This is a genomic window from Paenibacillus sp. J2TS4 (assembly GCF_018403245.1).
Classification (GTDB): domain Bacteria; phylum Bacillota; class Bacilli; order Paenibacillales; family NBRC-103111; genus Paenibacillus_L.
The window spans coordinates 354,333-376,059 of sequence record NZ_BOSH01000003.1 but is presented as its reverse complement, the minus strand read 5'-3'; the positions used below and the strand labels follow the sequence as shown (position 1 = coordinate 376,059).

The following is a 21,727-nucleotide window of genomic DNA, read 5'->3' as shown; positions in this document are numbered from 1 at the left end:
GATATGGGGCTGATCAATGTTCAGCTCGATTCCGGACTTTTTGCGGAACCATTCGTTGCGGAGAAAGAAGTCATGGAAGTATCGATTCGGGGGAACGACCGCCCTTATTTTCAAGGGATAAAGCGTTCCCCTCTTGTTTTTTCATTAACCTTTGCTTTCAAAGATAGTTATGACGAATCCAAAATAAGAGACGTTGCCAGATGGCTGGATAAGGATCACTATTGCCCGTTTTATACTGCCTCTAATCCGGAAAGAATTTTTTACTGTATGCTTTACTCCGATTCCCAGCTTTTACACAACGGGCTAAGGCAAGGATATATCCAGCTCCAAATGCGCTGCAGCGATCCTTATTCCTATTCACCTGTCTCGGTATCGCGGATATACGAATGGAGAGAGTCCCCCCTTACAATGAATGACAATCATTTCTCCCAAGGCTCTTTAGATCAATTAATTATGAATAACGAAGGGCATTTACAACTGGATGCCAATAAAACAAAATGGATTAACATTTCTCCAAGCAAAACCTGGAGTAGTATGTAGGAGGTTAATTTCAGCGGCAATGCGAGGGACCATATTTAGGGTGACCTGTCTCTCACTACACTGCCTTATAGCTATTAGAATGGAGGGTTAGCATGTCAACAATTACAGATAAATTGAAATTAATTAAACCGGCGCTATCTGACGAAATTCAGCAAACGATTATAGACTTGGGTAAAAATTTCCAAATTCTTGACGATGCTTCCGATCTATACTTGGAAGCTCCACCTGCTACCGGAACCTGGAAAAGAGATGCCAAAATATATAAGAAAAATGCAACTGCAGAGGGGTATATTGGATGGATTAATTTAAGAGAAGGAAGCGCTGCTCCCCAATGGAACCCCTTGAAATCCTACACTGTTGGTGACAAGGTCGTTACAGCCAGCAACAATGGACATGTTTATGAATGTACCCAGTCAGGGAGAAGCGGAGTAACTGAGCCTCGGTTTCCCGTATCAGCGGGAAGTACAATTAAAGATATAGACAGGGCTACTACATGGCAACCTTCCAAAAAGTATGAGCTATATCATGTGGTCCTCCCTTCACTCGAAAACAATCGGTTTTACGTATGTACAGTAGCTGGAATATCTGGGGTATCCGAGCCAACCTGGTCTACCCTGGATGGAGGAACCGTCGATGACGGAATGGTGGTATGGACGGGATACCGGATCGCAACTTGGAAAGAAGCAGGTCCTGCTGCATCATTCAGACCTTTTGGAAAAATAGATTGAGGTGAGAGTCAATGGCAACATGGTCCTATTTAGCAAAATATAAAGGATATCGTACCTCTCCGAATTTTCCCATCCGCTTGGATGGCGACGGGGCTATTTCCATTATTTCCTGGGATGCGATGACTCCTCATGGCACCTCAGTAACGATGGAAACGAATGTTTCCTTCAATGACGGTAGAGATTGGGACGGTTGGATGAAGGCTGTCAATGGAGGCCCGGTTCCGCAAATCCAATCCGGTACTCCACTTAAAAATGCTGTTCTTAAATATCGGTTTACCGCAGAGACAACGGATAAGAGTTTGACTCCCACACTATCCAGTGTCTCTTTTTATTTGGAACCCGTCTTAGAATTTAACAACAAAGGAGATGTCCCTTTAAAGCCTGAATTATGGATTACTAAAATGGACAATGGTGATTTTACGATGATTAACACATCCAATGGAAACGAGCAGTTCAAGTTTACTGATTTGATTGACGGAGAAACCGTCTATGTCAATTCCGAGAAGGAGCAGATCGAAACGAGCTTGGCTGCTACGTATCGATACTCGAATTTTAACGACCAATACTTGGAATTCCCTTCTGGAATCAATGTGTTACGAATCATCGGAAACGCCAAGCTGCAATTCAGACACCAATTCAAATTACTGCAAGGCTAGGAATAGAGGTGAATCTATGTTAGGCGATATCGATCCGTACAAGAAACCGGTAAAGCCACGAATCTTTGTATCGAAGCCAGATGGAACTATCATCAGCAAGCTTAGCGAAGCCTTTAATATTAAACAAAATATTAAGCTGACTTCACTGAACGAAATCTCCTTCGATCTTCCCTACTACGTTAATATCTATCATAAGGAAGAGCGAAATCCGAATGTCGATCTATTGAAGGAAAGGTACCTCTTAGAAGTTTGGCTGGGATCACAAAAAGAACTATATTTAATCAACAAAATTAATGACAACATGGATGAAGAAAAGGATCATATGTCCGTAAGCGCCTTTTCGCTTGGTTATGAATTAAAGGACAAGCTGGTCAGAGCGTTAAAACTGGAATCTAAAAATGCGAGGCAATCACTAAATGAGGTGCTGTCTGAAACGTTATGGGCGATCGATCATCTGGACCCTGATTTTGAAAAAACCTACAGGGATTTTGATTTTACCAATACAACCGTCCTTGACGCTGTATTTAAAATTGCCGAAACCTTTAATGCCATCATCCAATGGAATACGATAATGCGGACTCTAAGGCTTATCAAGCCTGAATATACGGGAATCAATAAAGGGCTGAAATTTTCTTATGGACACTATTTAAAATCATTAGGAAAAGAATCCGACGCCGACGAAATGGTGACCCGGTTAAAAGTATTTGGTAAAGACGGGTTAAGCATCGAGAGAGTGAATCCAACAGGACAAAACTATTTGGAGGACTTTAGCTACTTCATGTATCCATTTGAACGAGATCATGGACGTGTCCTCTCTTCAAGTCATTATATGAGTGATTCTTTATGCCATGCTTTGTTGGATTATAATGATTTGATTACTAGCAAACAAGGCGAATTTGAACGCTTCTTGTCCGACAAAGAAAAAATGCAGGAACAATTATCCGAATTCGAGAGCCAGATGGACGGATTACGAATTCAAGAATCACTTATTAGTAAGACGGTCCTTTTGCAGCAATACGACAATACCATGTGGTTTAGCAAATTCTCTTATGACGGTGAAAGAGTCATCGAAACCACACAGTTAAATCCCAGTTATTGTTATGCCGTCTTCTGTAAAGTAGCAAATAAGAATAATCTCGAAGTGAGATTGGACGGGATTAAGAAAAATATTGTAGCTAACCAATGGGTGGCGCTGAATAAGCTCCAATTGACCAACCTGACTACTTATGAGATCAGTGGCTCCGCTAAGGATACAGAAGTATTTATACAAATTGCTAAAATATCAGACGACGAATATTCCCAGAGCTCTAATGAAGAAGCACTCATCGAGAAGTATAGCCTGGACAATAAACAAATGCAGATTACTGCTAAGCAGCAGGAAATCGATCTTCTGCAAAGTCAAATGGATGTAGTGGATAAGGACATCCAGAATTTAACTCATACATTGGCTGTGGAGAATAACTTCACCTTTGAGCTAATCCGGGAATTAAATACGTATGTTATTGAACGTGAGTTTTCGGATGAAAACTACATCCACGACAAAGATTTATACAAGGATGCCAAAGAAAGATTCGACGAGCTGCGCCAGCCCCAAACTTCTGTAAATATCGACATCGTTAATTTCCTTGAAATTGTTGAAGAACAGCATAATTGGGATAAGCTTAGACTTGGCGACGAGGTTATTATCGAATATGAAAAAATAGGGGTTAAAGTAACCGCTAAAATTATTGAAATCTCCTTTGACTATGAAGAAATGAACATTAATCTAACGATCGCCAATGTTACGAATATCGACGACGAATCAAAGAAACTGGCCAAGTATATTGAGAAAGGTCTGAATACTTCCACGAAAGTTGATATGGAGAAATTCAAGTGGGATCAGAACAAGGTAGACTTGGGAGTTGTAGGTCGAATCCTCGACAATTTCTGGAACGAAGTTACTCGTGAAATTAATATGGCCAACAACGAGTTTGTAACTATCGATCATAAAGGAATTACTATTATTGACCCGAACGATCCGAACCGGTTTCTCAGAGCCACGCATGGCGCTCTAGGTCTGACTCGCAGCGGCGGGCTTAAGTACGAAACAGCGATAACCCCGGATGGAATTATAGCCGAAAGGCTGATGGGAAAAATTATTCTGGGAACTAGAGTCATAATTGGCGACGATGATGGGATATGGCTAACTGATGGCCCGTTGACTACGATTACAGACCGTTGTGAACGGGAAGCTATGAAGATTGGTTTGTATGAGCAGAATCCGGATAAATTTGGAATCTCTATCCATCGGTATGAACAGGACAACTGTAATAATACTTCTATTACAAACCGCATTCTGATGGATGCCCATGACGGAATGAAGGTATTACGGAAAAACGGGGCTGATCTGGAGCCTGTAGCGTGGCTGGATGCAAATGGGTTTATGAACCTTAAAGGGGTAAAAATCGACTATGCTTCCGGAACACTTAATAACGGAATTACACTAGACAATATAGACGGTTTAATGATTACTCGATCGGACAATGCGGTAAGAACTAAAGTAAATGCCACAGAGGGAATTAGTATCGAACGCTTTGAAAACAACCGATGGGACAAAAAGTTCTTTGCCGATCTTAATGGTCAATTTTATAGTCATGACTTGATTGCCAAACGCCTTCGAATCGTTAACGATTTGGATGACTTGATGCTTGATTCGAACATTCATTACCTGAACATCGGAAGATTCGAACACATTATTACAGACGGGAAACTGACCCCTATTGAGAAGCTCACATTAAAGCAGGAATGGGAAACGATCCAAACCGAATACCAAAAACTAAAGTATCAAGCCGAGCAATATGAATACTCAGATCGAGATAAGCGCACCATCAGCCACATTCATATCCCCCCTTTTGTTACTGCTTTTCAAGAACTGGGGAATTACGTAGAGCCATTACTTGCAGATATGAATGTTACCACTCCTGTTGATAGAAATGAATTTAAAGCGAAGTTCCAAGGCTACTACGATCAGGCTAAACGGATTATTAACGAAATTACAAATGTTTTAAAATACAACTCTTGGCAGTTGGGAGTTCCCTATAATAAAGTAACAATGGATGCTCAAAATGGACTACTAGTTGAAAGGTCTGACAATAAATTCAAGGCAATATTTAATGCTACTCATGGTATTTTATTACAAAAAAATAACGGTGGCTCATGGATCGACCAATTCAAAGTAGGAACTGATGGAGTGATTGAAGCCAGAGGGCTTCGAATATTTGACACAAATGTAGATATGTTAAATGGTAAACTCACCAATGGGATAAATATTGATCCCATTAACGGAATAATAGTGACTCGTTCTGATGGAGTAGTAAAAACTGGACTTAATGCAACAAGAGGCATATTTATTCAAAGAAATAATCAAGATGTATTTTGGGCAGACACTAATGGAGTTTTACATGCAATTGACCTCGTGGCAAAACGACTGAAGATAACAGCAGATCCTATGGGAGGTTCAACAGAAGATACTCTGCTCATTGATGCCTCTCAGCGAAAATTATATCTAAATAATTTTGATGTTGAAGGAGTTGGAAGATTAGATGCCCAAAATATTATTGTGAATAATTTAATAAGTGGGGAGGCAATAATTAATGATCTGACGGTTAATCGACTAAAAACATTGCCAAAAAACTTAAACGTTGGTGGGAAAATCGATTATGTTGAGGCACAGGACAACTATATCAGATGGATTACTGCTGCAATAAATGGAAGAACTCAGGCAAAAGATTATAATGGTAGATTGTTGTACTGGACGGATGCAAAACAAAAATATGCAACTACACAAGCAACTGCTTACCCTATGTATGAATATAGTATTAATAACAAGGAAATAAAACGGGAAATTAGCTTTATGGGTTCAGGAGCTCAGGCCACTCCCAGGGATATCATTGGTGCTGGGGATGGTGGAGTTAATAATTCAACAGATGGGAAGCACGATTCAGCAAAGGTATATATTGAAAAAGGAAATGGGTATTACAATCAAGCATACTATTCAAGCAACTATGCCAAAAAAAGAAGTTTAGAATTCAGAGATTCTAGGATTGATATTTATTCTGAAGATGGAGAGGTATTAATAAGCGGCAAGGATTATGAAGTCTATGCCGAAAACGGATCAATTGTTATGAAAATGTCAAATGGTTCTTTGTTTGAAATGAACAGCAAAGGCTTAAAGGCTAATATCAATGGAGATATTAATTTTACAGCAAGTGGAAGAGTAAACATCAATGGTTCAGAAATACATTTAAATTAATGAAAAAAATAAAAGTATCCGATACAATAGATATGGGTATATTTACCTATATCTATTGTAAAATCGGGAGGTTATTTAATTGAAGAAATTTATTGCAGGTGTAATTGTAGGTGCTTTGGTAGCTACTGGAACAAGTGTCTATGCAGCCAGCCAAATAACTGGTATGTTTGCTGATTTTAATGTATTGGTAAATGGGAACAAAGTTTCTCTTGAGCAGGAACCGTTAGTTGTAGATGGGAGTACTTATTTGAAAGTGAGAGAGATTAGTGAGATGCTCGGGTATGAAGTTCAGTATGAAAATGTTTCACGTACTATTTCACTATCCAATGATGGAAAAAAATATTTGACAAATGATGATAGTGGCAAAGGTGAACTAATGGAGGAAAAGAGTGTGGTTGAGGGGAAATATATAAAGGATTTAGCAACAAAATATTCGGAAGATGGAAAGTTAAATGCCGAAAAGATCAAAACTGCAATTGAAAACGGAATTCTTGATGTTAATAGCCAAGATGAAGAAACAGGAGACTCTTTATTTATATTAGCCATAAAAGAAAACAACTTCCCAGTATATGAAGTTTTGAAATATAGAGGTGTTGATCCAGAGCTTGCGAATAGAGAAGGAAAGACGCCGCTTCATATAGCAGTCATTGAGAATAATGATTTTTTTTATGGAGAGTTAACTAACTACTTTGAAGTAAAAACTAAGATTAAAGATTCTGATGGAAAGATGCCTATAGATTATGCTGATAAAACATCTTCAACGTTCAGAAGTTTGAGAATGTATGATGAGTAATAACCACTAAGAAATTAATGAAGTACTTTATAATAATCAGAGTCGCATATTGCGGCTCTTTTTCGATTAAAAGAAGTATTTTAAAGGAAGTGTTTAAGAGTGTCTGGGATAGCTTACGATGGTTTAAATATTCAACAATCAATAGCGTCTGGATATATTTCCTACACTTATCGCGTTTGGGACGACAGGTTTAGAGAAGTATGTGACACGATTTACGATGAAGAAGGGAACCCCATAGGTGAAGATTGCTATTGGGTTGGCGGATGGAGGTATTTTAACGACTCTGCAGATGCAATCGTAAATGGGAGTGTTATTGCATCCTCAAATGGTGTATATGTAAATGGAAGTTTAGTTGTTACAACTTCAAGCAACACTTCCGAAAAATGGGTTAGTACGCCATTAAAGTCAGAAGTAGTTAGTGTGTCTCCAGGTACCTCTGGGAGCGGAGTTGGCTCAGTAACCTTTGGAAACTCTTCTAAAGTTTTTGCTAATGGAAGCCTAGTAGCAATTAATGGTTCAATGGTAACTACACACCTGGCTACTATTTCTCAAATTATGGGTGGTAGCACCAATGTCTTTATTGGATAAAACAATAAAGAAAACAATCTGAAAGGGGGTGAATTCTATAAATAATATTACATCTCATTTGCAATACAACGATCCTTTATTTATCGATTTTCGGCGCGGAACAGAAGGCGATCCCTATGTAGATCGAGTAGATTCTCTACCCGTCATTAATAACCAGATTACTCTACTAGAAATTCCATCATCCCATTACAAAGTTTGCATCTCAGGTCTAACAGAGGTAAGCCAAGAGGTTTTTGAGAGAAAAAGAGAACTCTTACCGCATGAATTTCTGGTGAATTATCAAATAGGCAATATTCAATTTCATCCCTCTCAAGAGGGAAAGACCTTCCTGTGCAACTACAAAGGTAGAGGCCTGATTATGTATCCTGCTTCTCGAATATATGCCATGATTCAAAACAATCCAGAAGTCGTAAAAAACCTTCAAGAAATTATTGAAGAGGCTTCCAAAAGGTTGAAGGATTCAGAAAATTCGGTTAGTCATCTACTTCAAGTTATTGAGGAAGCAATGAATGCAACAATTAACGCTAATCAGGCCACGGATAATGCAACTAAAGCAACACAGGATGCTAAAATAGCCACACAGGAAGCGGCTGAAGCTGCGGCTTCCACTATTATGATTTATAAAGAACCTGTTCCGACCTATGACGACTTAACTAGATTTTACCCCAATCCAGATAATGGATGGAGAGTAATGATCGAAGATACAGGTGAGATTTACAGGTATGATGGTATCCAAGGGAATATATGGAGATTGATTGATAACTACACTGGAAATTCCATTCCTTTTGCTTCTGAAACAAGCAGTGGCCTATTAAAAAGAGATGATTACGTTAATTTTGTTGTCCGAAGTGTTATATTTGTTGTCCCCTTTATGCCAGAATCTGGGGTGCAAAATTTTTTAATTCAATTTCCTTTTGATGGTGAAATAATTAAAGCCTATGCATTTTGCAATAAACCAGGTTTTATCAGACCATTGGAACTACAAGTTGAAAAAATCTCCAAAGAGGAATTTACTTTGAATAACATATGGGAAGGGATTTTTTCAAGGAATATATTTATCTACCCAAACGAACGTCTAGGTAGTGAACCATTATTCAAAATAAAAAAAGTAAAGAAAGGAGATTATTTTAGACTCAATGCTATTCAGTTAGATAATAACATCAAGGGAGTTACAGTTCAAATTGATATTAAAATAAAAAATGAAATATAGGAGGAATTATATATGGGTCAACCGCAAGTAAGTTGGTATAACGTTTCAAACACATCACAAATTACAAACTGGCAAATCGGCACTGTAGATGCAGGAAATACTTCAGATGATACAACTTTTTTGATTTGGAATAACCGTGGAGGCACAGAAGACATTGCCGATATGACGGATTGCACTATAACCACGAAAGATGAGTCTGGAGGGAATGAAGGCGAAATTATTTCAAATAAGTGGATAAGGGTTCGGGTAGATTCAATGAACGAAAATAGTTTTACCCCTGTTGGTGGCGAAGTAACAAAGACAATTAAGGCAGGGGGAACTGCACCAGCGGGAACGATCAAGGGGACAAAAAACGATGGTACTAAGACAAATGCTTTAAACAACTTTTGTCAAGTGACACTTCATGCTCAACCGCATGTTACAGCTACGGCGGGAAATGTTAACTTTCTACTGCGTGTTTCTTATACCTATACCTAAAATTTAGACCAAACACAAAAATATCATGATTAGTCCACCCTTTCTGATATGCTCCCCTTGTGGTAGACAGTGGAAATAATAAAACTGTCTACCACAAGGAGGAGCTTTTTTATGTCCCGTAAATCGAAATTATCTACAGCTGAGAAGATAGCAGCCGTTGAAAAATATCTACGTGGGGAAGATTCTCTGAAACATATAGCATCCCAGCTTAATGTCAACAAAAGCTCTTTAGTGCAATGGCTCCATAATTATCAGTCTTTAGGGCCTGCTGGATTACTTAATTTATCAAAGAACACCTCCTACCCTGCATCATTAAAGGTAGCGGCAGTCGAAGATTACCTTTCGGGCAGCGGTTCTTACAGGGATATTTGCAAAAAGTATGGCTTAAAATCAAAAACACAATTGCAGAACTGGGTTGTAAAGTATAATGGTCATGAGAACCTGAAAACTTCTGGTTCGGGAGGAGTGCCAGTCATGACCAAAGGGAGATCCACGACTTATGATGAAAGAGTTGAAATCGTTAAATACTGCATTGAGCATCAAAACAATTTTGCCAAAACTGCACAGAAGTTTCAGGTATCTTATCAACAGGTGTATTCATGGGTGAATAAATACTCTAAGCATGGTGTTGATGCGCTTCAGGATAAGCGTGGGAAAAGAAAATCCGATGGTGAGATGTCTGAATTGGAGAAACTGAGGGCGCAGAATAAGCTACTTGAAGCTGAGAATCGAAGAAAACAAATGGAGATTGATTTTTTAAAAAAGCTGGGCGAAATCGAAAGGAGGCGGTTCTAAGTCAAGTAAGATACGAGACGATCTATCTTACGATTCGTGAGTTGAGTGACACGAACTCATATCCCGTCATAGAACTTTGTAAAATCGCTGGTATTCAGCGCTCTTCATATTATAAATGGCTGAACCGAAAAGAAAGCGATAATGAGAAATTCAATAAGACTCTGCTTCCTCTGATTAAAGATGCCTTTGAAGAAAGGAACGGGATTCTCGGATATCGTCAGATGACTCTTAAACTAAATCGAGAACACGATTTGAACGTGAATCTTAAACGAATCTACAGACTCATGGACATCCTCAATCTAAAATCGGTATGCCGTAAGAAGCGCAAAAACTACATCAAATCAACGCCTGAAATTACAGCTGAGAATATCTTGAATAGAGAATTTGAATCCAATGTATTCGGCGAGAAGTGGCTTACTGACGTAACCGAAATGAAGTATGGGCAACAAAGTAAAGCTTATCTTAGTGCCATCCTTGATTTATCTGATAAAGGTATTGTTTCTTTTGTACTTGGGCAATTCAACAACAATGAACTTGTTTTTAGAACCTTTGATATCGCACATCAGACCTATCCCAATGCGAAACCTACCTTTCATAGTGACCGTGGCTTTCAATACACGAGCAAAATATTTAAGAAGAAACTAGATGATGCGGGCATGACACAAAGTATGTCTAGAGTGTCTAGGTGCATCGACAACGGGCCGATGGAATCCTTTTGGGGAATGATGAAATCTGAAATGTATTACCTAAATAGATTCCATACGTACGAGGAATTAGAAGCTGCCGTAAAAGAATACATAAATTATTACAATAACAAGCGATACCAGAAGAGATTGAACAGCATGGCCCCCTTAGAATACAGGCAGTATCTTAAAGGTTTAGCAGTGTAAAAAAGACACCAACCATAAGCAATGATTGGTGTCGGAAGTTTTTTTGTTTTTCCACTGTCTACTTGACAGGGAGCAGATCATTCTGGGTGGACTTTTTCTATTTCCAATACAATGGGGGTTGTTTATTATGGATCTAACTCAAAGCCCAGTACCTTTTCAAGATTTTATATGGGTTGCTGAATATTATGATGATACTGTTTTCATGGAATATGATTATGTTACGAAACAGTCAAATAACTTTTATTCTATTGACAAAAATAAACTGATTAGATTTGGCATTAGCGGATATGGAATGAGAATGTATTATGAAGTTCTTGGAGGAACTTTCAAAATCGCTGGGAAGATGATCGAAGTTATTTATAAATTGAATGGAAGAGATTACTACCTCACAGGGCACCCTTTGATTATGTATAACGATATCATCCAATATAAGAGAGCAGAGTCTATACTGGACGTTACATCTGGTAAAAACAGCGAAACTAATATCATAGAATATAGTTTTGGATATAAGCAGCAGTTGACTATAGATGGGATTAATTTTATTTTTAAGCCGATATGTAAAATTCCTTACGGTGGTAAGGTATATTTGAGCATTTGGTTAGTAGCGGATCAGGAACTTAATGGGATATTGGAGATAAGAAAAAATGGTACTACTGTGGCAGAAATTGAAGCCCCTCTCGAGCCCGGAGTTGGAGGAATGATCGACTGGACGGTGGGAAATTAATATGGCAGTGGTAATCAGAAGCGAAAAAGAGTTGGATTTTAATAATGGAATAAAAAAAAATGTAGAAATAGTGGACGGGAAGCTGCAGTTGGAAGTTGTGGGGAATGGAAAAATTGGATATAAAAGTGTTATTGTACAGATGACTTCCGATAATGTCCCATCTCCTTATCGTGCTGTCGCATCAGGAAGATACGATGTTCATCACGCTTTTAAAGCATTTGATAAAAACGCCGGGACTGGATGGAGAGTTTCAGGAAGTTCAGGTTGGATATATTATGACTTTGGACCTGGCAATGAGCAAATAATCACAAAATATGAAATTATGGCAAACCCAACTTCTAGTGTCACTCCAAAATCATGGATTTTGGAAGGTAGCAATGATGCTGATGAGTGGACAATTTTAGATGAGAAGATTAGTACGCCAACATGGTCAAATTATGAAACTCGAAGCTATGAAATAGTAAATCAGACTGCTTTCCGTTACCATAGACTTACTGTAAGAGATGGTTCAAACTATACAGGTATTGGAGAGTTCGACTTGTTGGTAGACAATATCTCAAGTTTGTATAGGTCTAGTGGAACCATGGAATTCCCCAAAATCGATCTCGGACAATTCTACAGAGAAATTAAATCCATATCCAGTATTAAAAATTTACCTGAAGGATCAAATGTTAAAGTTTACACTTCTACATCAAATGATAATATTAATTTTTCAGAGTTTTCTTTAGTAGATTCGGAGGGACTGATCACATCTCCGCAAGGCAGATATATCAAGGTAAAACTTGAGCTTATAGGAAAGCAAAGTGAGTCACAAATTGTACAAAATGAATTCACTGAGTCAGAAACAAGCCAATTTGAACAGGATGAGCAATTAATTTTTGATGGAAGTTTGAGATTGAGAACGGATTACGTTAATAATATGCATCAAGATTTGAGTTGGCAATATAAAGGAGAGATATTTCGGAAGAGTATTGGAAAAACCGATTTTAGGAAAATAGATAAAATCAGAATATATTGAGGTGATATTATGCCAATTCCAGCAACTACAGGGGCATTAAGAAGCAGGATTCAAGATATGCAAATTGGTGATTATATTAAAATGCATGACAATGATGGTTATTATCTCGGAGATGGAGGAAAACCGGAATTACCTACAACTGGACTAGCTTTTGACAACAGAAATTGGAGTCATCGTAATGGATTCTGGTACATGGTTAAAGTGGCAAAAGGCTTATTAATTTCTGATAGAGTCTGGATTCATACTGTAACATGGGAATACTTAAATTCTAACAAAGCCATCCAGGGAGAGTCAACCATTTTGGATAATGTGTCTGGTGTTATCCGATCATTGACGGGTGGAGTGGCCTATGCTGATGAGAATGGAAGTGGCTCTGACACAACTCAAGACTTGGGTGGATGGCCTTTAAATAATGAATGGGACAAATATATTGTTAATTTTCCAGAGGATTTAATTCTATCTGGCAAGATATCTGCTGATGTGTTTAATGTCATTGGTGTAACTTTCTGTCAGGAAACGCCAAAAATTAATTTGTCACACCCCAATGTTAACTTGAAGGCTTCAAATCTACACAGAACATGGAGAGGCATACAGGAGAATTCTAATGATCTTAAGACTCTCGGTTTTATAATTGTTAGCAGTAGCTACGCCAATACTGGATTTAGACCAGTATTTGAGTACAGTGAGGTGTAATTATGACTGAAATTGGACAAAGTAGTCGAATTTTACATCCAGATGAAGTGACTGATATTCTTGATTTAGAAATTGGAAAACGTATTCGCTGTAACTACCAAGCTTCAGCTAATCAAATAGGCACATTAAGTGGATTAGGTGGAATGACTAAAGATTTTCTTCCTCCCGTAAGTTCAGCAACACCAGATGGAGATTTCTATTTTATATGCGTGGATAAAGATCATTTGGGAAGATGGAAGTTAATAGCAGATAGAAATATTCAGCATAGTATTTCATGGGATGCACTGAATAGTGGAGGAGTTGCAAGTGGCAGTGGGGTCCTGATAGAAAATCTAACACAAGGTGCCACGTTGCGCCTTCTTACTGGTGGTATATCTTCTGCTGATAAAGATAATGAATGGGATAAATATATTGTCAATTCTACTCTAAACAATACTATCGTAGCTGGAGATAACGACGTATGGAACTGGAATGTTGGTGTAAACACGTGGACATCAACAACAATATCTGGGACACCCGCGAATAGAGTTGTTAGAGGATATATAACTGGCGTTTCTGAGCATGGTCATAATCCATCTAATGTTACCACTGTATCCACTCCAAAAGGCTTTAGACCAGTTCTGTTATTGGACGCCAATATAAATAAATCTTTAATTTTGTTTAATGGTGAGTATAAAAAATGGAACGACACATTATGGGAAACGATTTCTACAACACTTCCATCGGAAGACATTTTTATAAATGAGGGAATGGATGATTTATCTGTTCTGGATAGAAGAGAAACTACATTTGTTCTTGATATGAATGACAGTAGCGGATTGGGTGAAGAGGGAAAGCTGTTTAAAGCAAAGGTTGATTTAAAGAAATATATTGAAATAACTAGTCTTAGTGTGAAGTAGGTATGATATTCTATTTCTTTATAAGTTATTTAACCGACAGGAAGGTGATAAAATGACCGAAATTACCTCTACAAACAAATTTTTAATTCACACTAACTCTAAATATTATGCGTTATCTGAGACAATTATCAAGCAACATTTATCAAACTCTTTTCTTTCAGAGGGTAGGAATGCTGAGTTCGCTTTTGATGGAAACATTGATACTTTCTGGGCTTCAAAAGAATTATCTGGTCATGCAGGTGTATCTTGGATTGGGGTAGAACTATCAAAAAAGACCACGGTTGAAAAAATAAAAATTTATCAAGGTGGCAGTGAAAGTTCTAATAGTATTTATTACCTTCCTGATGTAAAACTACAAGGTTCTAATGATGGGGTAACTTGGAGAGATATACAGAACTTATTTTTGAGAGAAAGAATAATGGAAGAGATAGTTATTAACGCTCATGAAGAATATCGATTTTTTAGGATTTTAGCAAATAGCAATACTCCAACCTCTACAGATTCGGCATGGATTGTTAATGAATTGGAGTTTATTGTTAATGAGAATCAAACCATGTCAGTTATAAATTCGAATATTTATGATTCAATAGTTAAATACGGAATGGATGAGTCAAACTTAAAAATATCTAGTATTGATGAAATTAGAAAGATTGAAAAAAAACCTCTTATGCTAGGAAACGGAAAAATATATGAGCATACAATTGACTTGAATAAAAATAAGGTTAATATTATTACATTTCATTAGGAGCAGATCGAAAATAAATGAAACGTTTTATTTAGATAGGAAGGTGAAAAAAATTGACATTAGTTACGTGGGACTCTATAAATAAAGGGACATCTGTTAATCTATCTAACGAAAACCTTACAGCTACGATTAGTAACGTTAATAGTACAGCTTTAGCAACAGTGTCAAAAGAATCTGGAAAATGGTACTGGGAGTTAAAGGCACAAGGGTACATTAAAATAGGTATTGTCAAAACCACTGTTGGTTCCGGAAATTCGTATCGTAGTTCTAATGCGATGTATTATGGTACTAATGGAATGAAATCTAGTGGATACAGCGAAGTTCCTTACGGTAGTTCGTTTGGTGGAAATGACATAATTTCAGTATTACTAGATTTGGATGAAGGAATAATTGAATTTTGGAAGAATGGAGTATCTCAAGGAAATGCATATTTAGATGCAAATAGACTTGAAGAAATATACGCGGCTGCAACCGTAAGGCAAAATACTAGTTCAACCGTAACGGCTAATTTTGGTTCAACTCCTTTTACCTATGAAATGCCAGAGGGGTATTTTTCTTATGATGGAAGTCAATATAGTAGTTATGATAGATTTTTAATACAAACAAGTAATAATGAAACAATTACTATCAAATACGATGAATCAAAAATTGAAAATGCAATTCCAGTGATGACTTCAAATACTTCTCCAGAGGGTGAAGTTATATATAGCTCTTATTATGACACATACTATCCATGGAAAGCTTTTGACAAGAGCACTGCTCAAAGCGATAGATGGGCAACCAGCTCCTCTACAGGATATTTGGGATATAAATTTTCTATTAAGAAAATAATCACAAGTTATACAATTACCCATGCTACAAGTTTAGCAAATACTCTCACCCCTAACACTTGGACATTTGAGGCATCAAATGATGGCACTGATTGGATTGTGTTGGATTCTCAGCATAGCCAAATTTTTCAAAGTAAAGAGCGCAGAAAATATACATTTTTTAATGATAAGGAGTATTTATTATATAGAATAAATGTGAGTAAAAATAATGGGCATAATTATTTGTCTATTGGCGAATTAGAAATGTCTGAATATTTTCCTTATACCTATAGATATATTCCAATGGCAACTGAGCAAAATTTTATTAATCACGGGATGGATAGATCAATACAATTGGATTTATCCACACAATTTAAATGCAAAGTATATATAGAGCAAATTGGAACTGCATTAGGTGAAGGAAAAGTATTTAAAAAAATGACTGATACATCAAAAAAATCAATTAAAAGTGTAAAAATTAATTAGTATTTTGAGGAAAGGGGTGAAGTAAGTTGACAATAAAATATACAGATAATATCATTCCAAATATGACTAAAAATACAACTCCTAGTGTTAAAATGTACGAATATAATTTTGAATATAGAACTTTGATAAGAAATAATAATAAATTTATGAGATATTATGATTCTAATTGGGAAACCATCACAACATCATTACCAACTGAGGAAGAGTATCTTAGAGGAAATACGCTTGAAGAAGTTTCTTCAATACCCGAATCAGCATGGAGACAACTAAGTGGAGACGTTGAAATTTGTTTGTACACTGATGATCCTAATAAAACAGAAGTCCAATTTAATGTCGAAACAGAGCCATTTACTCTAGCTGATGAGTTTGAAAAACAAACTATTAAGATTATTGAATACACTGATAACCCTGAACAGGATGAATCTATTATCACAATAGAGACGGAACCCTTTACATTCTATGATGAGGTCGGAGATAGCTTCGATACTGTATATTACACTGACGACCCTGCTAAGACTAACGCCGAATTGGAGATTACGGCAAATTATAGTCCTCTTGATGAGATTGATGGTGATTTCGAGTTAGTTACTTGGACAAACGAAATAGTTAGCAATAGGAAAGAGTTGCGATTGACAGCCCTCCCCAATCCTAAAATGGTGTTCCCCTTGCGAGATTTGGATATTTCAGGAGATCTAAAAAAGATTATATTATCATTCAACGTACCAGAGTCTCCAATGCAAGGCAGTGTAAAACTAATTGTCAGTAATGATCAGGGGAAGAATTGGAAGGTTATTAGAAACGGCAATTGGAAAACTATAGACATTACCGATTTATCAAATATAAAACGAGAGGGAATGTCGCCAACTGAGATTAATAGTTTAACAGTTGAGCAACTTTATGAGCTATCACCTAATGGAACTATACGTTTAGCTTACTATCTTGAACAAAATAGTTTCGAAGACGTTGTTCAAATAAATTCTCTTTCAACAATTAATACAGCAACTATCGAAACACCAGTAGTACATTCCCTGTCAATCATTTATGACGAGTTGGATAAAAAATATTCCGGGCTGATGTTTATGGATACAAATCAACAATATTATACCACTTCTGTGGGAGAAATTCTCAAGTACCTTGATATGGGAACCATGATCGCAGGACAAACTTCTCTGGACATAAAAATATTGCTAACCAATACCTACCCTTTTAACGTTGAAAATATTCAGTTATGGGCAGAGCATGATGTTGACGGCCTAGAGATTCAATTATCCAAAACTAATAACCCCTTTATCTCTGAAAAGCGCTTGGTTTATGACCAGCGCTTGAATTTTGATGAAATATTGGAATTTTACGTGCGACTCACAGTGGACAGAACTGCTCAAAATGGAGGAAGCTTTGATATTCGTGTTTCTGCTGATCCAAATTAATTCCAATACAATGGAATGGAAGTGATAATATTTGTCAATATATTTCGATGAAATGACGGGAAATGTGTGGATTCCTCCACGAAACAGAATGTCAGGTAAGGTAAATGTAATTGCCGTTGGTGAAAAAGATCTGACCGGTTCTTTAACAGTTAAGAGATTTCAAGAAGTTTCTGGTCATGTCGATGTTTATAGTGACTATGTCATCGAAGATATTGCCTATCCACCACGATTCGGGTATCAAAAACGCTCCAGTATATCAATTTTTTATCGTAAAGAAGTTCAAGGTAATATTAGGATTCCACCTAAAAACAAAATGAGTGGAATAATTGATATTATTCAGCCCCCAAGAAAAACGCTCGAAATTGCACCTGTAAAAGATGCCTTCATTCGAGAAGGGGTCCGAACATTAAATTATGGCAAAGAGCAGACCATGCTTGTTGGGTACAATGATAAGTTAGAAGAAAAATATCGATCCTTGCTAGAGTTTAATCTAGACGATTTGCCCAAGAATACAATCATCGAAAGAGCAACGTTAAAGTTATATAATACCTCTCCATTTGGAGTCAAGCGACAACTTGGAGTTTACACATCAAAAGCTTATTGGGAAGAATATGGCGTAACATGGGAAAATCAGCCTGATGTTTCAAGTTTAGTGGCCTTATCTGACATTGGAGATGCTGTAGGATATTATGAAGTAGATGTTACTGAAACAATACAACTATTTTATAGCGGTGAAGAGAAAAATTATGGATTTATCATAAAGGCTCTTAATGAAGATATTGCACAGTTCGAACAATTTAATACGAGGGAGAACCCAGAAAACAAGCCCTTTTTGGAAATCATCTATTATGACGACACCATATACAGCTTTGGACGATCAGAAATTGAATCCACTCTATTTGTTCATGCTGTAGGCAATAAAGACGTTAAAGGGACAATTAATATTCGTGAATTTGATGATAGCGCAACAATATCGTCCAATATCCATATATATAATCCTATATTTATGGAATCCTGTATTAGAGTTAACAGGACATTTACTAACTCTTCTTTAACAATTAGAAGGACCGAAAGAGAGGATATGCTATCAAACCTCAAAATTCGGATAAGCAGAATTGACGAGATTAAATCCAATTTATCAGTTAATGCTCGTAATAGATTAGGACAAATCAATATTCCTTATAAATCGTCTATTGATTCCAATCTTTCAGTTAGACAGGCGAAAACTGATTCACTGATATCAATTATAAATGTTAACGCTAAATACAGGGTAGCAACGATCACTATTCCGAATATTTCAAGAATTGTTGGAAGTGTTACGGTTAGAGATTATGAAGAGAGTCATCTATCTGTAAAAGTAAGAATTTCAAAACCATTAATTCATGGATCTTTACGGATTAAACAGTCAAATCATGGTGAACTAGTTTCTGGTATCAATGTGTCTAGAAGCGAATCAGACTCTATCGACTCAGGTATGTTTATTAACAAGCCATTCATCCATGGAATTATAAAGGTTGTTTCCAGTAGTTTTATAAACGGAAATTTGATGGTTAAAAGAATTGATGAAATTCCCTCAATCTTGACTGTTCCTGAGAGAGCTAACATTAACGGAAACATTGACATCATACATACAAGTATTATTCCCTCCAGCATTCAAATACTATCTGGATACTTGAAATCTAGCATAACTATCCCCAAATATGAAACACACGATACATTAGGTCGAATCAAGATTAGGGTCAAATGGATAGATGAGATGAGCTGTACGCTAACTGTTGGCGGAGATAATGTTCCTGGTGGATACGTGTATATTTTATAGAAAATGAAAATATACAGATTGATTTTAAAAAAATATTTCATCCAAAGGAGTTGCCATCACGGAACTCCTTTGCCTTTTTCCTAAGGCCGTCCCCCCCACAAATAAGGACATTCATCCAGCCGCCGTCGGAGACTTCCACCATTTAAAAATATTCTGGCCGCTTCGCTAATATAATGTATAAGCGAGGTGGTAAGTTCAATGGCGGAAAGTGCAGACGTGGTCACTCAGGAGGTAAAGAGAAAGAAAAATCCTGGGCAAATCAGCATTGTCCTCAACAAAAGACAGCCCGAGGAGCTTCAAGAGCGCAGTGTCAGTGAAGTCGATCCGTACAAAGAGATTTTGGATGAGCTCCATCAGATGATCGGTCTGGAGAAGGTCAAGAAATTGGTGTATGAAATTTTCGCCTTTATTAAAATCAATCAGCTTCGCGTAAAAGCCGGCTTGAAGACGAACCCGCAGGTGTATCATATGATTTTCAACGGCAATCCCGGAACCGGGAAAACAACAGTAGCTCGAATTCTGGCTAGGCTATTCCAGAAACTGGAGGTCTTGTCCAAAGGACATTTGGTGGAAGCGGACCGAGGCGATCTCGTAGGGGAATATATCGGGCACACCGCCCAAAAAACTCGCGAATTGGTCAAAAAGTCGCTCGGAGGAGTATTGTTCATCGACGAAGCCTACTCCTTGGCGCGCGGCGGAGAAAAGGATTTTGGCAAAGAAGCGATTGATACGCTCGTCAAAATGATGGAGGACAACCGTAACGATTTTATTTTGATTTTGGCCGGATATCCGTTGGAGATGGAGACGTTCCTATCCATGAATCCGGGCTTGCCTTCTCGCTTTCCCGTACATCTTGATTTTGCCGACTATACCGTTGAAGAATTAATCCGCATCGCACACCAGATGGTCAAGGAACGAGAATACGAGCTGTCCGAGGCTTCCGAGCATAAATTAATAACGGAGCTCATTCAGGAAAAAGAACAAAATCTCATGAATTTCTCCAATGCGCGTTTCGTCCGTAATGTCATCGAAAAATCGATTAGAAACCAGGCTGTCCGATTAATGCAGTTTTATTCTCCGCAGCTTAACCGGCTATCCAAGCAGGAGCTTAGAACCATCCGAGCCGAAGATATCGTGAACCAGGATCGCTTTTGACACCGAATAATTCCAGTAAAACCTACACATATTAAGACCAGAGTGGATGGAAAATATTGTTCTATAGGATTGAAGGAGGGCTTGTTTTGTATTCACGCAAAACTTTTGAGGAAATTGAGCAAAAAGAAACAGAAGTCTGGTCCTGCACCAGCCCGGAATGTAATGGTTGGATGAGACAAGATTTTTCCTTTACGGACATTCCAGCTTGTCCTTTATGCCAGAACACGATGGAAAAAGAAGCCCGAATGCTCCCGGTTGTGGAGAATTTAAGCAATAAAATGGTCCGTTCTTAACATATTAAAAAAGCCACTTTTCAGCTAACTTGATGTCGTCCTAACGATTCCTGTAAAAAGCGGCAATCTCCATGCTTTAACCTCCTCCCTCTCGCCTGCAACAATGAATGCAGATCGGACCTAATGTCGTCCTAGAGCAATTTTTCCCCGGAGGGAGGACTTTTTTTTTTATGTATTCAGTATTTTACTTTGATTCCATACTCGCTATCCGAGCTATTAATGATCGATTCGGTCCCGTCCTGATAAGTAATGACGTATCCCCGATTTTTGACTTCAATTAGCTTTACGGTAGATACCGCCTCTTCCTTCGTCTCGATGGCCCTCCCGTATCTCGCCCAATGATTTTCTATCGTATGAAAAAGCTCTTCCTCCGCGATGGAAAAACGGGCACAAAATTCTTTCCCATAATTTGCAAAGCCCGAGCATAGATAAGTCGGCTTTTTTCTTTCCTGTTTAAATTTATAATTTTTACCACAGTTTAAGCATTTGATTAATCCTTTAAAATGATTCACGGCTTTCCCTCGCTGCTTCTGTATAAATATTCCAGAACTATCTGGTCGCACCTTAATTATTATCCGTTTTTTATTGTTTCAATGATTGTGCGGAATGTCAATGTTTATCCACCCCGCTGACAACCCCTAACCTCATTTTTCCATTTTATACTTTCTCCATGTTATCTGCTTTATTAGAA

20 protein-coding genes and 1 pseudogene are annotated in these 21,727 nt (G+C 37.6%); 20 read left to right on the top strand and 1 reads right to left on the bottom strand.

What is annotated here, in order from left to right:
* Window positions 1-72: 72 nt before the first annotated feature.
* From KJS69_RS09000 to KJS69_RS08905, 20 genes and pseudogenes are all read left to right on the top strand, one after another.
* The gene (locus tag KJS69_RS09000; RefSeq protein ID WP_249730438.1) at window positions 73-540 is read left to right on the top strand and encodes a phage tail family protein; all 468 of its coding nucleotides are present in this window, start codon (window positions 73-75) and stop codon (window positions 538-540) included.
* 92 nt (window positions 541-632) lie between these two features.
* Complete coding sequence (locus KJS69_RS08995; RefSeq protein WP_213583389.1) at window positions 633-1,268, top strand: hypothetical protein; 636 nt, start codon at window positions 633-635, stop codon at window positions 1,266-1,268.
* An 11-nt stretch (window positions 1,269-1,279) separates the two neighbouring features.
* Window positions 1,280-1,924: a phage tail family protein gene (locus KJS69_RS08990; RefSeq protein WP_213583388.1), complete on the top strand. Its 645-nt coding sequence runs from the start codon at window positions 1,280-1,282 to the stop codon at window positions 1,922-1,924.
* Between the two features lie 16 nt (window positions 1,925-1,940).
* On the top strand, window positions 1,941-6,215 hold the full coding sequence (locus KJS69_RS08985) for a phage tail spike protein (protein WP_213583387.1): 4,275 nt from the start codon (window positions 1,941-1,943) through the stop codon (window positions 6,213-6,215).
* Window positions 6,216-6,294: 79 nt separating this feature from the next.
* Complete coding sequence (locus tag KJS69_RS08980) at window positions 6,295-7,008, top strand: stalk domain-containing protein (RefSeq protein ID WP_213583386.1); 714 nt, start codon at window positions 6,295-6,297, stop codon at window positions 7,006-7,008.
* Between the two features lie 99 nt (window positions 7,009-7,107).
* On the top strand, window positions 7,108-7,596 hold the full coding sequence (locus KJS69_RS08975) for a hypothetical protein (RefSeq protein WP_213583385.1): 489 nt from the start codon (window positions 7,108-7,110) through the stop codon (window positions 7,594-7,596).
* 28 nt (window positions 7,597-7,624) lie between these two features.
* Complete coding sequence (locus KJS69_RS08970; RefSeq protein WP_213583384.1) at window positions 7,625-8,806, top strand: hypothetical protein; 1,182 nt, start codon at window positions 7,625-7,627, stop codon at window positions 8,804-8,806.
* A 12-nt stretch (window positions 8,807-8,818) separates the two neighbouring features.
* Window positions 8,819-9,283, top strand: coding sequence for a hypothetical protein (locus KJS69_RS08965; protein ID WP_213583383.1), 465 nt, complete (start codon window positions 8,819-8,821; stop codon window positions 9,281-9,283).
* A gap of 111 nt (window positions 9,284-9,394) precedes the next feature.
* The gene (locus KJS69_RS08960) at window positions 9,395-10,078 is read left to right on the top strand and encodes a helix-turn-helix domain-containing protein (RefSeq protein WP_213583382.1); all 684 of its coding nucleotides are present in this window, start codon (window positions 9,395-9,397) and stop codon (window positions 10,076-10,078) included.
* A gap of 14 nt (window positions 10,079-10,092) precedes the next feature.
* Window positions 10,093-10,968: pseudogene (locus KJS69_RS08955) on the top strand (IS3 family transposase); the annotation flags it as partial.
* Window positions 10,969-11,095: 127 nt separating this feature from the next.
* A complete protein-coding gene (locus KJS69_RS08950) occupies window positions 11,096-11,692 on the top strand; it encodes a hypothetical protein (RefSeq protein WP_213583380.1) in 597 nt (198 codons plus the stop codon).
* A 1-nt stretch (window position 11,693) separates the two neighbouring features.
* On the top strand, window positions 11,694-12,710 hold the full coding sequence (locus tag KJS69_RS08945) for a discoidin domain-containing protein (protein ID WP_213583379.1): 1,017 nt from the start codon (window positions 11,694-11,696) through the stop codon (window positions 12,708-12,710).
* Window positions 12,711-12,719: 9 nt separating this feature from the next.
* A complete protein-coding gene (locus KJS69_RS08940) occupies window positions 12,720-13,403 on the top strand; it encodes a hypothetical protein (protein WP_213583378.1) in 684 nt (227 codons plus the stop codon).
* Between the two features lie 2 nt (window positions 13,404-13,405).
* Window positions 13,406-14,302 carry a hypothetical protein gene (locus tag KJS69_RS08935; RefSeq protein ID WP_213583377.1) on the top strand — a complete coding sequence of 299 codons (897 nt, stop codon included), beginning with the start codon at window positions 13,406-13,408 and terminating at the stop codon, window positions 14,300-14,302.
* Between the two features lie 52 nt (window positions 14,303-14,354).
* A complete protein-coding gene (locus KJS69_RS08930; RefSeq protein ID WP_213583376.1) occupies window positions 14,355-15,047 on the top strand; it encodes a discoidin domain-containing protein in 693 nt (230 codons plus the stop codon).
* A gap of 53 nt (window positions 15,048-15,100) precedes the next feature.
* Complete coding sequence (locus KJS69_RS08925) at window positions 15,101-16,342, top strand: SPRY domain-containing protein (protein ID WP_213583375.1); 1,242 nt, start codon at window positions 15,101-15,103, stop codon at window positions 16,340-16,342.
* 26 nt (window positions 16,343-16,368) lie between these two features.
* Window positions 16,369-17,769, top strand: a complete 1,401-nt coding sequence (locus KJS69_RS08920) for a hypothetical protein (RefSeq protein ID WP_213583374.1) — start codon at window positions 16,369-16,371, stop codon at window positions 17,767-17,769.
* Window positions 17,770-17,800: 31 nt separating this feature from the next.
* Window positions 17,801-19,588: a DNRLRE domain-containing protein gene (locus KJS69_RS08915; protein ID WP_213583373.1), complete on the top strand. Its 1,788-nt coding sequence runs from the start codon at window positions 17,801-17,803 to the stop codon at window positions 19,586-19,588.
* A gap of 198 nt (window positions 19,589-19,786) precedes the next feature.
* Window positions 19,787-20,743 (top strand): AAA family ATPase, encoded by a 957-nt coding sequence (locus KJS69_RS08910; RefSeq protein WP_213583372.1) that lies wholly within the window; start codon window positions 19,787-19,789, stop codon window positions 20,741-20,743.
* An 86-nt stretch (window positions 20,744-20,829) separates the two neighbouring features.
* Complete coding sequence (locus KJS69_RS08905; protein ID WP_213583371.1) at window positions 20,830-21,036, top strand: cold-shock protein; 207 nt, start codon at window positions 20,830-20,832, stop codon at window positions 21,034-21,036.
* Window positions 21,037-21,212: 176 nt separating this feature from the next.
* Here KJS69_RS08905 and KJS69_RS08900 read toward each other — a convergent pair whose 3' ends face one another.
* Complete coding sequence (locus KJS69_RS08900) at window positions 21,213-21,548, bottom strand: recombinase zinc ribbon domain-containing protein (RefSeq protein WP_213583370.1); 336 nt, start codon at window positions 21,546-21,548, stop codon at window positions 21,213-21,215.
* Between the last annotated feature and the right edge of the window lie 179 nt (window positions 21,549-21,727).